The organism is Streptomyces sp. NPDC053426, assembly GCF_055585405.1.
In genome coordinates this window covers 1-14,512 of sequence record NZ_JBVJKE010000020.1, presented here as the reverse complement: position 1 = coordinate 14,512, position 14,512 = coordinate 1, and the positions used below count along the sequence as shown (strand labels likewise).

Genomic DNA, 14,512 nt, shown 5'->3' with positions numbered 1-14,512 from the left:
CGGGACGCTATGTGACCAGCACCGATACGTCTAATACCGGAAGAGGCATGACCTGATATCCCTGGGCGTATGACACGTCCCGAGCCTCGCCCCGAGCTCCCGCTGCCGCAGCTGCACGCCTTCGCCGTACTCGCCGAGGAACTGCACTTCGGCCGCGCGGCCACCCGACTGGGCATCGCCCAGCCACCGCTGAGCCAGCAGATCCGCCGCCTGGAGGAGAAGGTCGGACATCCGCTGTTCCACCGGGAACCGGGACGCGTCACCCTCACCCCGGCCGGCCGCGAACTGCTCCCCGCCGTACGACGGGCCCTGGCCGACCTCACGGACGGCCTGTCCGCCGCCCGCGCCGCCGGAAGCGGCCGGGCGGGCCGCCTGCGGATCGGCTTCGCCGCCTCCCTCGCCCTGACCGTCCTGCCCGGCCTGCTGCGCACCTTCCGGCAGCGGTTCCCCGATGTGCGCCTGGACATCCACGAGATGACCACCGCGCCCCAGATCGCCGCCCTGCGCGAGGGGACCATCGACATCGGCCTGCTGCGCGAACCCCCCGACGGGGAGACGGAGATCGGCTTCCGGACCGTCCTGACCGAGCCGTTCGTCGCCGTCCTGCCGACGGCCCACCCGCTCGCCGCCCAGCGCACCGTGCGCCTGGACCAGTTGGCGGACTCGCCGTTCGTGCTTCTGCCCCGCGAAGTCGGCCCGCGGCTTTACGACCGGATCACCGGCCTGTGCGCCGAGGCGGGCTTCACCCCCCGGATCGCCCAGCACGCGGTGGAGTGGCAGACCGTGTGCGCCCTGGTGGAGACCGGTCTCGGTGTCTCCCTGGCCCCGGCGAGCATCCGCCGCATCCGCCTCAAGGGCGTCGCCTTCCGCGCCGTCGCCCCCGGCACGGCCCACACCCGCGTCGCCGTCGCCTGGCGGAGCAACGACCCGGACCCGCTGGTCGCGAACCTGTTGGCCATTGTCGGCCAAGAGGTTCCTAGGCCGGGTGCAGTTCCCGCAGGGCGTCCAGTACCTCCTGGTCGGTGACCTGGTGGAAGTCCTCGTACCACTCGCCGACCGACCGCAGCCGCTGCGGCTGGTACAGACAGACCACGTCGTCGGCCTCGTCCCGCAGCGCCGCGGCGGTCTCGTGACCGCACACCGGCACCGCCAGCGTCAGCCGCAGCGGGTCGCCGCGCCGGAGGTGCCGCAGCGCCGCGCGGGCGGTGACCCCCGTGACCAGCCCGTCGTCCACGACCACGATGCTGTGACCGCTGATGTCCGGGGCCGGACGCCCGCCCCGGTAGACACCCTCCCGCCGGTGCAGCTCGACCCGCGCCCGGGCCACCTCGGCGCCGAGCTTGTCCTCCGAGAGGTCCATGGCCCTCAGTCCCGTACGGTCGAAGACCGGGGGATCGTCCCCGGCGATCGCCCCGACACCCACCCCGGGAGATCCGGGAACCCCGATCTTGCGGACCACCAGGACATCCAGGGGCACCTGCATCGCGCGGGCGATCTCCGCCCCGACCGGAACGCCACCGCGCGGCAGCGCCAGCACGGTCACGTTCGCGAGATCACCGCTGCTCGCCCACTCCAGCATCCTGACGGCCAGCTCCTGTCCGGCATGCGCCCGGCTTTGGAATCGCACGGCTCGCTCCCTTCCTCGGCCACCCGTGCCGGGTAACCGCCATCGCCCCGCCACTCACCTGCGGGCGTCACGACGGAGTGCGCGGCGGATGCCGAAGTCCGCCCGGCTGTTCCGGCCCACCGGTGAGAGGCGCCCGCACGGGGCGGGTGCCGGAGCGTCCGTCCTGGCCGTCGAGGCTCCTCGGCCGGCCCGGCGTGGACGAGGTCGGTGCCGTCCACACCGACGGCGGCGAGGATCTTCCCCGCCGCAGGGGCGGCGAGACACCGCCGACGGCGGGCCTGTCCTTGCCGGGGTACCGGTACGTGACCTCGTCCAGCCGGAGCTCCTCCGCCGGCCGACCCGCTCCGACAGGGCGCGGTAGCGGAAACAGGCGTTTCGGACGGACGGTGCGGACCCGGGCGGCCCGTTCAGAGGCGCGGAGCCCCGGTCACCGACATCACCAGGGAGTACAGGGAGGTGGTGGCGGTGATGAACAGGCGGTTGTTCTTCGGTCCGCCGAAGGCGATGTTGGAGACGGGCTCGGGCACGCGCAGCTTCCCGATGAGGGTGCCGTCGGGGTCGTAGCAGTGCACGCCGTCGTCGAGGGCGGCGGCCCACAGGCGGCCCTCGTCGTCGAAGCGGATGTTGTCGAAGTGGACCCCGTCCGTGCCCTCGGCGAAGACCTCGCCGTCGGACAGCGTGCCGTCCTCCCGGATGCCGTACGCGTGGATCCGGGCGGCCCGCGAGTCGGAGACGTACAGCCGGCTCTCGTCGGGGGACAGGACGACCCCGTTGGGCCCCTCGAACCCTTCCGCGGCGAGGTGGACGTCCCCCGACAGAGGGTCGATCCGGTACAGGTTGCACACGCCGATCTCCGACTCGGCGCGATGGCCCTCGTAGTCGCTGGTGATGCCGAAGTCCGGGTCGGAGAACCAGATCGTGCCGTCGGAGCGTACGACGGAGTCGTTCGGGCTGTTGAGCCGCTTGCCGTCGTACCGGTCGGCGAGGACGGTCACGGTGCCGTCCGGCTCGGTGCGGGTCACCCGGCGGTTGCCCTGCTCGCAGGTGACCAGGCGGCCCTGCCGGTCGACGGTGTTGCCGTTGCTGTGACCGGCCGGGGTGCGGAAGACGCCGACCGTGCCGGTGGCCTCGTCCCAGCGCAGGATGCGGTCGTTCGGGATGTCGCTCCAGACCAGCTGGCGCCAGGCGGGCAGATACAGCGGGCCCTCGGCCCAGCGGCAGCCGTCGTACAGGACCTCGAGCCTGCTGTCGCCGTTCGCGCAGCGTCCGGTGCGGAAGCGGTCGTCCAGGATCTCGTACGGGCCGTTGGCGGGCATGGCGTCCCCTCGCAGAGAGTGATCAGGATCTGATGCAACGTAACACGCGTATCGCCGAATCAGATATGGTCATCACGTGAGGCAACTGGATGACATCGACCGTCGGTTGATCGCGCTCCTCCAGCGGGACGCGACACAGCCGTACGCCGCCCTGGGCGCGGCGGTCGGCCTGTCGGCGGGCGCGGCGCACGAGCGCGTGCGCAAGCTGCGCGAGCAGGGCGTCATCCGGGCCACGACCGTCGACGTCGACCCCGCGGCACTCGACCGCGGGGTCCTCGCCTTCGTACTGGTCGACTCCACGGCGTGGATGGGGGACAGGGCCGAGGACTTCGCCGCCGTGCCGGAGATCCAGGAGGCGCACGTCATCGCGGGCAGCGCCTCCGTCCTGGTGAAGGTGCGCACCGCCACCACCGAGCACCTGCAGGACGTGCTGCGCCGCCTGTACGCGATCGACGGGGTCAGCGGGACACAGGCGACGGTGGTCCTGGAGACCTTCTTCGAACGCCCGCCGGACGCCGGTGAGAACCGCGGCGGCCCGGTCAGCCGGCCGTCCTGACGGGCGCGCTGCTCCGGCCGTGGCGCCGGCCGGTGAGCTCGGCGTCGAGCGTCGCCTGCGCCACCCGCATGCCCTCCGCGTACACGGGGTCCCGCAGGCGCTTCCACATCTCGTCCTCGGAGACGTCCTCGACGTGGCAGACCACCCACCAGATGTTCCCGAAGGGATCCTTGACGCGGCCTCCGCGCTGCCCGAAGGCGTTGTCCGCCGGCGGTGTGACGACCTGGCCGCCGGCCGCGACGGCGCGCGAGAACGCCGCGTCCGCGTCGGCGACGAACACCCGCAGCAGGCTCGGCAGGACCGGCCAGTCCGCGCGCCGGTCGAAGGCCAGGACGACGGTGTCGCCGACCCGGATCTCACCGTGCCCGATCGACCCGTCCTCGGTCGCCACCCGCCCGAGCTCCTCGCCGTCGAACGCCTGGGCGACGAAGTCGAGGAACGCCCCGGTGTCGTCGGTCACCACCCAGGGCGCCACGCTGGTGTACCCCTCGGGCGCGGCGCCGGTCCGCTCGGCCATCACGGTCTCCTTCCGTCGGTGTCGGTCGCCCACGACGGTAGGCGGCAAGTAGGCCGGATCCCGACCTCGACGGCCGGGCGTACCCGTTGTCCGAGGCGGTCCGTACGCTCGTCGGCGTACCGCACCGAACCGGGGAGGACGACGATGGGTGTCACCGCGCGGGACGCGATCGAGGCGCTGCGGGAGCTGGAGCGGCGCCTGCCGGACGTGTTCACGCTCGAACCCGGGGCCACGGACGCCGAGCTGACCGAGGCGGAGCCCCGGCTGCCGGACGACATACGGGTGTTGCTGCGCGCCGTGAGCGCCGTCCGTATCGGTGGTGACGACCACCTCCATCTCGATCCCCGGCTCAGCAGGGTCGAACGCCAGTGGATGTGGGGGCCGGGCGAGGAGACCCGGGTACTGCTCTCCCTCGCGACCGGCGACCACTTCTTCGTCGACGTGCACCCCGGAACCGGCGCGTGGGGCGCGGTGTTCTCCCAGTCCGCGGACTTCTTCGACACCTACGCCTACTGCGCCCGCTCCCTCCCGGAATTCCTCGTCGACCACGCGCGTGAGGCCCTGGCCCTCGCGGACCGCGTCAGGGCCGATCCGGACGCGTACGACGAGGACGAGGGGGAGTTCGGCATCCGGTTCCCCTGCGAGTCGGTCTGGCGCCGGCGGGTGACGGTCTCCGGCACCCCCGTCGCCGAACTGCGCGACACGGACGACCCCGACCTGGCCGCCGTGGCGGCCGGTCTCCCGGACGGGGCGTCCCTCGTCGATCTGCGCACCGTGGAACCGCCGCTCCTGATGAAACTGAAGCCGACGGAGGGCAGGTGCGAGGAGTTCAGGCGCTTCGGCCCCGAGCGGCAGTTCGCCGTGGCCGTCCCCGACGGCGCGCGGCTCGCGGACGGAACCTGACCGCGAGCCCTCATGCGGTCGGTCTCACGACGCGGATCCAGAAGATCCTTGCCACCGGAGTCACCGGAGTCACCGGAGTCACCGGAGTCACCGGAGTCACCGGACGCCCGGCCCGCCCCTTCACCCAGTGGGTCCGACAGCGCGCGGACGCGTTCACGGCACAGGGCGCCGCGGGCACGGCACAACCCCGCAGAAGGCATGGGCCGGGCATGACGTCCGAGGTAATCGACCCGCTCCTTCCCCCTCCGGCAGGATCGGGCACGTCCACGGAGATCCCGCGCCGGACTCCGGGCCGCAGCCGAGAGGGGAGCGTCATGTCCATCGACTCCAGTGTCACCGACGAGAGTTCCGCCGAGATCACCCGGGCCGTCGTGGGGGAGTTCCTCGCCGCCCGGTCCGCCGGGGACACCGGGCGGCTGGCCGCGGTCTTCGCCGACGAGGTCGACTGGCTGCTCGCCGACAACCCCACCGTCCCGTGGATCCGCCCGCGGTCCACCGCCGCCGAATGCGCGGCCCAGTTCACGGAGTTGATGGAGCACACCGTGCCCGAGGACGCGCGCGCCTCCGTCGACGCCTTCCTCGTCGACGGGAAGGACGCGGTCCTGATGGGGCATCTGTCGGGGACGGTACGGGCGACGGGACGGTCCTTCCAGGGCCCGTTCGCCCTGCGCCTCACCGTGGAGGGCGGCCGGATCACCCGGCACCACCTCTACGAGAACAGCCTGTCCATCGCCGGGGCCTGCGCCCCCTGACGGGCGGGCACGGGCCCCGGCGGCCGGCTCAGTCGAGGAGTTCGGCGACCAGGGCGGCGAACTCCTCCGGGGTGGCGAGGCGGATGCCGAGCTGTTCGGCCTTCGCGCGCTTGGAGCCCGCGCCCTCGCCCGCGACCACGAGGGCGGTCTTCTTGGAGACGCTGGAGGAGGAGCGTCCGCCGGCCCGTTCGACGAGTTCGTTCATCTCGTTGCGGGAGAGCTTCTCCAGCTTCCCGGTCATCGCGCCGGTGACCACCACCGTCATCCCGGCCAGCGGGCCGCCCTCGGCCGGGGCGTCCTCCTCGGAACCGGCGGGCGGCGGGGGAGTGGCGCCGGGCTCCGTCATGTTGACGCCGGCGGCGGCCAGCTTGTCGATCAGCGGGGCCAGTTCGGCGAGCTCCGCGACGATCGACGGGGCCTTCTCCGCCCCGATGCCGTCGACCCGCTGCATGGCGTCGGCGTCGGCCGCGCGGATGTGGTCCATGGTGGCGAAGTAGCGGGCGATGCGCCGCGACATGGACCTGCCGGTGCCCCGCACGCCCAGCGCGCACAGCACCCGTGACAGCGGCTGTTCCTTGGCCTTGGCGAGCGCGGCGAGCAGATTGTCGGTGCTGGTCTCGCCCATCCGCTCCAGGGCGAGCAACTGCTCGCGCCGCAGGGTGAACAGATCGGCGAGATCGGCCACCAGGCCCGCGTCGACGAGCTGCACCACGCGGGTGGCGCCCAGGCCCTCGATGTCGAGCTGGTCGCGGCCCGCGGCGTAGGCGAGGGACGCGACCAGGTGGCAGTTGCGGCCCTGGGCGCACCGCCAGCGTTCCTCACCGGTGTCGATGTCCGAACCGCAGCGCGGACACTGTGCCGGGAACTCGATCGGCCGCTCCTCACCCGTCCGCAGATGGGCCACCGGCGCCTCGATGCGGGGGATGACGTCGCCCGCCCGGTGGACCATGACGTGGTCGCCCAGGCGCAGGTCGCGGCGGGTGATGTCGGCCGGGTTGTGCAGGGTGGCGTAGGTGATGGTGGAACCGTCGATGACGACCGGTTCGAGGACGCCGCGCGGCGCGATGATGCCCGTACGGCCGACGTTCCACTCCACCTCCAGCAGCCGGGTGATCTTCTCCACGGCCGGCAGCTTGTAGGCGATCGCCCAGCGCGGCGCGCGGGAGCCGGACCCCGCGGCCCGCTGGTCCTCGGCGAGGTCGGCCTTGACGACGATCCCGTCGATGCCGAACGGCAGCTCGGCGCGGACCGCGGCGATCTCCTCGACCCGCTCCAGGACCTCCTCGACGGTCCCGGCGACGACCTCGGGGACGGCGGTCCGGGCGCTGGTGTGCACCCCGAGACCGCCGGCCAGCGCCATCAGCTCGCTGTGCGCGAGCTCGTTCAGCTTCTCGGCGAGGACGGGGTCGGTGTCGGGCAGCGGCAGCAGACCGTAGCCGAAGAACGTCATCGGGACCGTGTAGACGCGCTCCTTCGCCCGCAGGGTGCCCGCGGCCGCGTTGCGCGGGTTGGCGAACGGCTGCCCGCCGTGAGCGGTGCGCACCTCGTTGGCGTGCTCGAACTGGGCGGCCGTCATGAGGACTTCGCCGCGCACCTCCACGGTGACCGGCTCGTCCAGCTTCTCGGGCAGCCCCTCGATGGTGCCGATCGCGTGCGAGACGTCCTCCCCGGCCGTCCCGTCCCCGCGGGTGATCAGCCGGGTGAGCCGGCCGCCGCTGTACCGGGCGGCGATCGCGAGCCCGTCCAGCTTCGGACCCACACTGAAGCGTGTCGCCTCCCGTCCGGTACGACGGGACAGGGAGGCCGTCCAGGCGGTGAACTCCTCCGCGGAGAACACGTTGTCGAGGCTGAGCATCGGCACCGTGTGCGGCACGTCGCCCTCCACCGCCCCGCCGGCGACCTTCCCGGTGGGGGAGTCGGGGAGTATCCCGTCGGGATGCTCCGCCTCCCAGTCGGCGATCCCTCGTACCAGCCGGTCGTAGGCGTCGTCGTCCAGCGCCGAGGTGCCGCCCTCGTAGTAGGCGGCGGCCGCACGCACGGCGTCCTCGACCGCCTGCGCGTAGGCGGCGGCATCCACGATCACTGCTGCAGGTGTTGTCATGCGTCGCATCTTGCCTCCCACCACTGACAACGGGGTCCGACGGGCATCACACCCGGCCTGTTTGCCTAAAGCCATTAGGTGAATGCATACTCGATTTAGTTGATTGGAAGGATGGCTATGGCACCACGTGCGGGACTGACGGCGGAACGCCTCACCAGAGCGGGGGCGGAGCTCGCCGACGAGGTCGGCTTCGACCGGGTGACCGTCTCCGAGCTCGCCCGGCGCTTCGACGTCAAGGTGGCGAGCCTGTACTCCCACGTGAGGAACTCCCAGGACCTCAAGACGCGGATCGCGCTGCTCGCCCTGGAGGAACTCGCCGACCGTGCCGCCGACGCCCTGGCCGGACGGGCCGGCAAGGACGCCCTGACCGCGCTGGCGAACGTCTACCGCGACTACGCGCGGGAGCATCCCGGACGCTATGCGGCGGCCCAGTTCCGGCTCAGCCCGGAAGCGGCCGCCGGCAGCGCGGGAGTGCGGCACGCACAGATGACCCGGGCCCTGCTGCGCGGCTACGACCTGACGGAACCGGACCAGACCCACGCGGTCCGCCTGCTGGGCAGCGTCTTCCACGGCTACGTCAGCATCGAGATGGGCGGAGGGTTCAGCCACAGCGCCCCCGACACACAGGAGACCTGGTCACGCGTCCTTGACGCGCTCGACGCCCTCCTGCGCAACTGGCCCACGCCCTGACCACGACTCCCGGCCCTCGGAGCCGCCCCGACCCACGGACGGAAACCATGCCCTCCACCTCGCACACCGCCCCCATCACCGCGGACCTCGTACGCGGTGCCCTCGACCTGGAGCCCACGGCGAACGGGATCCTGCCCCACCGCCTGCCCGCCCGGGCCCGCGCCCGGAACACCGACGGACAGCTCGCCATGGCCGAGTCCCAGCCCTCCGGCGTACGACTGGTCTTCCGCACCCGGGCGACCGCGGTCGAACTCGACACGCTGCCCACCAAGCGGGTCTACATCGGTGCCCCGCCCCGCCCGGACGGCCAGTACGACCTGCTCGTCGACGGACGCCCGGCCGGCCGGGCGACCGCGACCGGCGGCAACACCCTGACCATCGACATGAGCACCGGAGCGGTCGAACACACCACCGGCCCCGCCGGCACCCTCCGCTTCACCGGCCTGCCCGAGCGCGACAAGACCGTCGAGATCTGGCTGCCGCACAACGAGACCACCGAACTCGTCGCCCTGCGCACCGACGCCCCCGTCGAGCCCGCACCCGCCTCCGGCCGCAGGACCTGGCTGCACCACGGCAGCTCCATCAGCCACGGCTCCGACGCCGCGAGCCCCACCACGACCTGGCCCGCGCTCGCCGCGGCACGGGGCGGCGTGGAACTGGTCAACCTGGGCTTCGGCGGCAGCGCCCTGCTCGACCCGTTCGTCGCCCGGACCATGCGCGACACGCCCGCCGACCTGATCAGCGTCAAGCTGGGCATCAACCTGGTCAACGCCGACCTGATGCGGCTGCGCGCCTTCACCCCGGCCGTCCACGGCTTCCTCGACACCGTCCGCGAGGGCCACCCCACCGCGCCGCTGCTGGTCGTCTCGCCGATCCTGTGCCCCATCCACGAGGACACGCCCGGCCCCACCGCCTACGACTTCAGCCGACTCGGCGAGGGGCGACTCCTGTTCACCGCCGCGGGTGATCCCGGGGAGCGGGCCGAGGGCAAGCTGACGCTCGGCGTCATCCGCGACGAGCTGAAGCGCATCGTGACGCAGCGCGCGGCCGACGACCCGAACGTGCACTACCTCGACGGCCGTGACCTCTACGGCGAGGCGGACCACGCCGAACTGCCGCTGCCCGACCGGCTCCACCCCGACGCGGCCGCGCACCGCCGCATCGGTGAACGCTTCGCCGCCCACGCCTTCGCGGCCGAAGACGGCCCGTTCGCGCAGGCCGAGGAGTGACCTACTCGAAGAACTTCAGGCTCCAGCCGGTGTCGGTGTTCGGCCCGGGAACGTCGGCGCGGCTGTAGGTGGTGTCGCCCCACCAGCAGAACGTGCCCGTGTACCAGTATCGGTTCTCCCACGTGTACGGCGTGCCCTTCGGCACCGCGTGGAACATCAGCGGGAACCGCGGCCCGGCGGGCGGGCTGGTGCCGATGTCGCCGTCGAGCAGGACGAAGCTGTGGTGGCCGGGCCCGTCGACGTGCAGCGTCGGGTCCCAGCCGGCCATCATCGTGGCGCGGTGCGAGCCGAACAGGCAGCCGTTGGACTTGTACCAGTCCCATACGTACGTCGGGTCGCCGCCGGCCCGCAGCCGCAGGTCGGCCAGGCAGTACCGGTCGCTCCAGCTGCCGTTGGCGGAGTACACGATGTGCAGCTGCCCGTCCGGGTCCTCGACGGGCTCGGGGCCCTCGTTGACGAACGGGTCGCCGACCACCCGCTCCCAGCTCTCCCGGGGCTGCGAGATGATGTGCCGCGCACCGGTCGGCGTGGTCGGGCCGCTCATCCGGGCGATGTACAGGTTCTGCTCGACGTCGGTGTCCCCGGCCCAGCCGGACCAGACGAACCAGCGCTGACCGTTGAACGTGAACGGGGTCCCGTCGATGGCCCACTTGTCGTCCGGCAGGGCCAGTTTCGTCTCGGCGGAGTAGCCGCTGTCGGGGCTGGCCGAGCTGATCACGTACATCCGGTGGGCCGCTCCGCGCCCGGCCGTGAAGTAGATGTAGTAGCGGCCGCCGTCCCGCACGATCTCCGGGGCCCAGACCTCACCGCGACCGCGTGTGTCCGACCACACCTGCCGCGGGGTCGCCGAGTCCAGCGCCGCCGTGGAGGACGCCTGCCGTACGACGATGCCTCCGCCGGCCGACTGCACGGAGACGTAGGTGCCGCCGACCCGGAGCACGCTCGGGTCCGCGGCGCGCAGACCGGTCCGGTCCGCCCGGGCGGGCTCGGCGGACGTCAGGGTCAGCGCGGCGGCGAGAACGCCGGACAGCACGAAGCCGAGGGCCCCGGCCGGACGGCGAGAGGGGCCCTTCGTCCCGCGGGGAAGCCCGGCCATCGTGTCCCGTCACCTCCACGCCGAGGTTTACATCGATGAAATCCGCTTCCACAGAATGATGACTGGTGGCGAGCATGTCAATAGAGTCGTGGAGTCCGGTCGCCGCCGCGCGAACCCCCATCGCACCGCGCGAGTCCGTACGCTGACGGACCGTCAACTGTGTGCGAAGCCTGGACAGCCGTCGGGCGGCGTGTTGTCATTCCGCTGCACACCGGATTTCCAACGTTGGAATGAAGGGACGGCCGAGCCGACGGCCACCTCTGTTTCGTCCTGACCCCATGCCTTCTGCGCGAGGAAAGGTCCGATGACAAGACAACTCACCCGCCCGAGAACCAGATCGTGGGCGCTGCTGACCGTGACCGCCCTGGCCCTGTCCACGGGCGCCCTGGCGCCCGCCGCGTCGGCCGCCGTGCCGATCGCCGAAGTGTCCGCCGGCCCGACCGCCGCCGACGCCGATGTCGTGGTGCACGGCCTGAAGGGCGAGTACTTCAGCATGTCGGCACCGGGCGCCCGGGACTTCGCCGAACTCGGCGGCACCCTGCTGGAGCCGCAGATCAACTTCTCCGGGCTGACCAGCACCTTCGAGGAGCTGACCGGGCGGACGGAGCACACCACCGCCCGCTGGACCGGGCAGATCGAGGCACCGGAGACCGGTGAATACACCTTCCACGCCATCGGCGACAACGGCTTCCGGCTGTTCATCGACGACGAGCCCGTCATCGACCACTGGGTGGGCGACTGGGACAAGGAGCAGACCAGCGCGGCGATCAGGCTGACCGCCGGCGAGAAGCACGACTTCCGCATGGAGATGTTCCAGGACGTCGGCGGCGCCAACATGTTCCTGCGCTGGTCGACGCCGACGATGCCCAAGCAGCTCGTGCCGACGACGGCGTTCACCCCGCCCGCCGGTTTCGAGGTCTTCCCGGTGGAACCGGCCGTCACCGAGGACGGGCGGCGACTGCGCGCCCGGTTCGAGGACCCGGTGAGCGGCCTCGCCGAGGTGGCCGGCCATCTCAAGATCGAAGCCGACACGACCGCCATGCCGGTCAAGTCGGTGACGGCCGCCCCCGACGACCCCGACTCCCTCCTGATCACGCTCTCCGAGCCGATCCAGAAGAACCAGCAGGTCCGGTTCACCTACGACGGCGAGGGCGGCCTCAAGACCGGCGGCGAGACCGTGCCCCGGATCGTCCGCTACGCCACGAACACGTCCACCCACCGCATCACCACCCCGTGGGGCGACAAGGTCGACAAGGACAACCCGCTGCCGGAGTACCCCCGCCCGCAGCAGGTCCGCTCGAAGTGGAAGAACCTCAACGGACCCTGGCAGTTCAGCGGTGCCGAGGCCGGCGAGCAGCCGGTCTTCGGCAAGGACCTGGACGAGAAGATCATCGTGCCGTTCCCGGTCGAGTCGCAGCTCTCCGGGCTGGAGCGGCACGAGGACCACATGTTCTACCGCAAGCTCGTGGACGTGCCGAGGAGCTGGAAGGTCGGCAAGAGCGGCAGGGCCGACCGGCTGAAGCTCAACTTCGGTGCCGTGGACTACCAGGCCACCGTGTGGGTCAACGGTCGGAAGGTCGCCGAACACACCGGCGGCTACAACGCCTTCAGCGCCGACATCACCGACGCGATCAAGGGCCGGGGCAAGCAGGAGATCGTCGTCGCGGTCACCGACACCGGCGGCGCCAACCAGCCGATGGGCAAGCAGTCCACCAACCCCGGCGGCATCTTCTACACCCAGTCGTCCGGCATCTGGCAGACCGTCTGGATGGAGCCCGTCGCCGAAACCTCCATTGACAACGTCGTCACCACGCCCGACATCGACACCGGCACCCTCGCGGTGACCGTCGAGTCCGAGGGCGCGTCCGAGCACGCCCGCGTCGAGGCCGTGGCCCGCGACGCCCGCGGCAAGGTCGTCGGCCGGGTCAGCGGACCGGCCAACGAGGAGCTGGACCTGCGCGTGGCCGGGCAGCACCTGTGGAGCCCGGACGACCCCTACCTCTACGACCTCGACGTCAAGCTGAAGGACGGCAGGTCCACCGACAGGGTCGGCAGCTACTTCGGCATGCGCGAGATCGGGATCGAGGAGGTCGGCGGCTACCAAAAGCTGGTCCTCAACGGCAAGCCCGTCTTCTCCCTCGCCACCCTCGACCAGGGCTTCTGGCCCGACGGCCTCTACACCGCGCCCAGCGACGACGCCCTGGCGTTCGACCTGAAGGCGCACAAGAAGCTCGGCTTCAACGCCGTCCGCAAGCACATCAAGGTGGAGTCGCCCCGCTGGTTCTACCACGCGGACAAGCTCGGCCTGCTGGTCTGGCAGGACTTCGTCTCCGGGAACATCACCAACGCCACCGGACAGAAGGCCTTCGTCGACCAGGGCCGCGAGATGATGCGCCAGCACCACAACTCGCCCTCCGTCATCGGCTGGATCGTCTTCAACGAGGGCTGGGGCGAGTGGAACCGCGAGGAGAGCGGCCGTATCGCCGAGTCGGTGAAGGCCGCCGACCCGTCCCGGATCGTCAACGCCCACAGCGGTGTCAACTGTTGCAACTCCAAGGGTGACTCGGGCAAGGGCGACATCATCGACCACCACGACTACAACAACGAGGACCCGCCCTTCCCGGACCACCGGGCGGCCATGGACGGCGAGCACGGCGGCTTCACCCTGCGCACCCCGGGCCACATGTGGCCGGGCACGCCGACCGTGATCTACAGCGGTGTCGCCGACAAGGAGGCGCTGACCCGCAAGTACGTCGAGAACACCGAGAAGTTCTACCTCGACCAGGCCGGCGCCGAACTCTCCGGTTCGGTGTACACGCAGATCACCGACCTGGAGAACGAACTCAACGGCCTCTACACCTACGACCGCCGGGAGATCAAGGTCGACCCGGTCCGGGTGCGCGAGATCAACCGCGAGGTCATCGCGGCCGGCGCCGCGGCGGGCGACCGCGAGCCGCTCGAGGGCGGCGGGTCCTGGTCCCTCGACGAGGGCACCGGCACCACCGCGAAGGACGACGGCCCGAACGACAAGCCGCTCACGCTGAGCGAGGGCACCACCTGGACCACCGGAGTCAGCGGCAGCGCGCTGGAGTTCGACGGCCAGGGACAGTACGCCCAGACCGAAGGCCCGGTGCTCGACACCACCGGCAGCTACACGGTCTCCGCCTGGGTCAGTCTCGACTCCCTGCCCGGCAACTACGCCACCGCCGTCAGCCAGGACGGACGGCGCCAGGCCAGCCCCTTCTACCTGCAGTACGGCCAGGGCGCGTTCGCCTTCAGCACGCCCGACGGGCAGCGCGCACGGCTGGAGACCACACCGGAGACCGGCCGCTGGTACCACCTCGTCGGCGTACGTGACGACGCCACCGACCAGATCAGGCTCTACGTCGACGGCGAGCTCGCGTCGACCGCGACCGCCGGCCCCGCCTACGTCGCCACCGGCCCCCTCGCCGTGGGCCGCGCCCAGTGGAACGGTGAGAACACCGACTTCTGGGACGGCGCGGTGGACCAGGTCCACGCCTACGACAAGGCGCTCACCGCCGAGGAGGTGAGCGCGCTCCACAACGGGGAGAAGCGGTAGCCCCGTTGACGGCGGGGTGGGGGGGGGGGGGGGGGGGGGGGGGGGGGGAAGAACCCCCCCCCCCCCCCCCCCCGGGAGGGGGGGAATACCACTCCCAAGCGGTGTCGGCGTTAGGGGGGGGGGGGGGGGGCGGGTTGGTGGTGCT

12 protein-coding genes are annotated in these 14,512 nt (G+C 71.6%); 7 read left to right on the top strand and 5 right to left on the bottom strand.

The window, feature by feature from the left end; all coding sequences use genetic code 11:
• Nucleotides 1–69: 69 nt before the first annotated feature.
• Complete coding sequence (locus ACZ62B_RS32145) at nucleotides 70–1,026, top strand: LysR family transcriptional regulator (protein WP_469693047.1); 957 nt, start codon at nucleotides 70–72, stop codon at nucleotides 1,024–1,026.
• Here ACZ62B_RS32145 and ACZ62B_RS32140 read toward each other — a convergent pair.
• Both ACZ62B_RS32140 and ACZ62B_RS32135 read right to left on the bottom strand, forming a co-directional pair.
• Entirely contained in the window at nucleotides 977–1,627 is a 651-nt protein-coding gene (locus ACZ62B_RS32140; RefSeq protein ID WP_469693045.1) for a phosphoribosyltransferase, read from the bottom strand. The two genes, ACZ62B_RS32145 and ACZ62B_RS32140, sit on opposite strands and share 50 nt — an antisense overlap.
• A gap of 407 nt (nucleotides 1,628–2,034) precedes the next feature.
• Nucleotides 2,035–2,943, bottom strand: coding sequence for an SMP-30/gluconolactonase/LRE family protein (locus ACZ62B_RS32135; RefSeq protein ID WP_344562456.1), 909 nt, complete (start codon nucleotides 2,941–2,943; stop codon nucleotides 2,035–2,037).
• An 85-nt stretch (nucleotides 2,944–3,028) separates the two neighbouring features.
• Between ACZ62B_RS32135 and ACZ62B_RS32130 the strand changes: the two genes are divergently transcribed.
• Nucleotides 3,029–3,499 (top strand): Lrp/AsnC family transcriptional regulator, encoded by a 471-nt coding sequence (locus ACZ62B_RS32130; RefSeq protein WP_344562790.1) that lies wholly within the window; start codon nucleotides 3,029–3,031, stop codon nucleotides 3,497–3,499.
• Here ACZ62B_RS32130 and ACZ62B_RS32125 read toward each other — a convergent pair.
• The gene (locus ACZ62B_RS32125) at nucleotides 3,483–4,016 is read right to left on the bottom strand and encodes a VOC family protein (RefSeq protein WP_344562454.1); all 534 of its coding nucleotides are present in this window, start codon (nucleotides 4,014–4,016) and stop codon (nucleotides 3,483–3,485) included. The two genes, ACZ62B_RS32130 and ACZ62B_RS32125, sit on opposite strands and share 17 nt — an antisense overlap.
• Before the next feature lie 144 nt (nucleotides 4,017–4,160).
• On the opposite strand from ACZ62B_RS32125, the gene ACZ62B_RS32120 reads away from it, so the two are divergent.
• Entirely contained in the window at nucleotides 4,161–4,919 is a 759-nt protein-coding gene (locus tag ACZ62B_RS32120; protein ID WP_344562452.1) for a hypothetical protein, read from the top strand.
• 314 nt (nucleotides 4,920–5,233) lie between these two features.
• The gene (locus tag ACZ62B_RS32115; RefSeq protein WP_344562449.1) at nucleotides 5,234–5,671 is read left to right on the top strand and encodes a nuclear transport factor 2 family protein; all 438 of its coding nucleotides are present in this window, start codon (nucleotides 5,234–5,236) and stop codon (nucleotides 5,669–5,671) included.
• A gap of 28 nt (nucleotides 5,672–5,699) precedes the next feature.
• On the opposite strand, the gene ligA is transcribed toward ACZ62B_RS32115, so the two are convergent.
• Nucleotides 5,700–7,772, bottom strand: a complete 2,073-nt coding sequence (ligA, locus tag ACZ62B_RS32110; RefSeq protein WP_344562448.1) for an NAD-dependent DNA ligase LigA — start codon at nucleotides 7,770–7,772, stop codon at nucleotides 5,700–5,702.
• A gap of 117 nt (nucleotides 7,773–7,889) precedes the next feature.
• Here ligA and ACZ62B_RS32105 point away from each other — a divergent pair, with 117 nt between their 5' ends.
• Complete coding sequence (locus tag ACZ62B_RS32105; protein WP_344562447.1) at nucleotides 7,890–8,462, top strand: TetR/AcrR family transcriptional regulator; 573 nt, start codon at nucleotides 7,890–7,892, stop codon at nucleotides 8,460–8,462.
• A gap of 47 nt (nucleotides 8,463–8,509) precedes the next feature.
• A complete protein-coding gene (locus ACZ62B_RS32100) occupies nucleotides 8,510–9,691 on the top strand; it encodes a GDSL-type esterase/lipase family protein (RefSeq protein WP_344562445.1) in 1,182 nt (393 codons plus the stop codon).
• Nucleotide 9,692: 1 nt separating this feature from the next.
• On the opposite strand, the gene ACZ62B_RS32095 is transcribed toward ACZ62B_RS32100, so the two are convergent.
• Nucleotides 9,693–10,787 (bottom strand): glycoside hydrolase family 43 protein, encoded by a 1,095-nt coding sequence (locus ACZ62B_RS32095; protein WP_468724741.1) that lies wholly within the window; start codon nucleotides 10,785–10,787, stop codon nucleotides 9,693–9,695.
• 304 nt (nucleotides 10,788–11,091) lie between these two features.
• On the opposite strand from ACZ62B_RS32095, the gene ACZ62B_RS32090 reads away from it, so the two are divergent.
• Nucleotides 11,092–14,367: a LamG-like jellyroll fold domain-containing protein gene (locus ACZ62B_RS32090; RefSeq protein WP_468724744.1), complete on the top strand. Its 3,276-nt coding sequence runs from the start codon at nucleotides 11,092–11,094 to the stop codon at nucleotides 14,365–14,367.
• The last annotated feature ends 145 nt before the right edge of the window (nucleotides 14,368–14,512 follow it).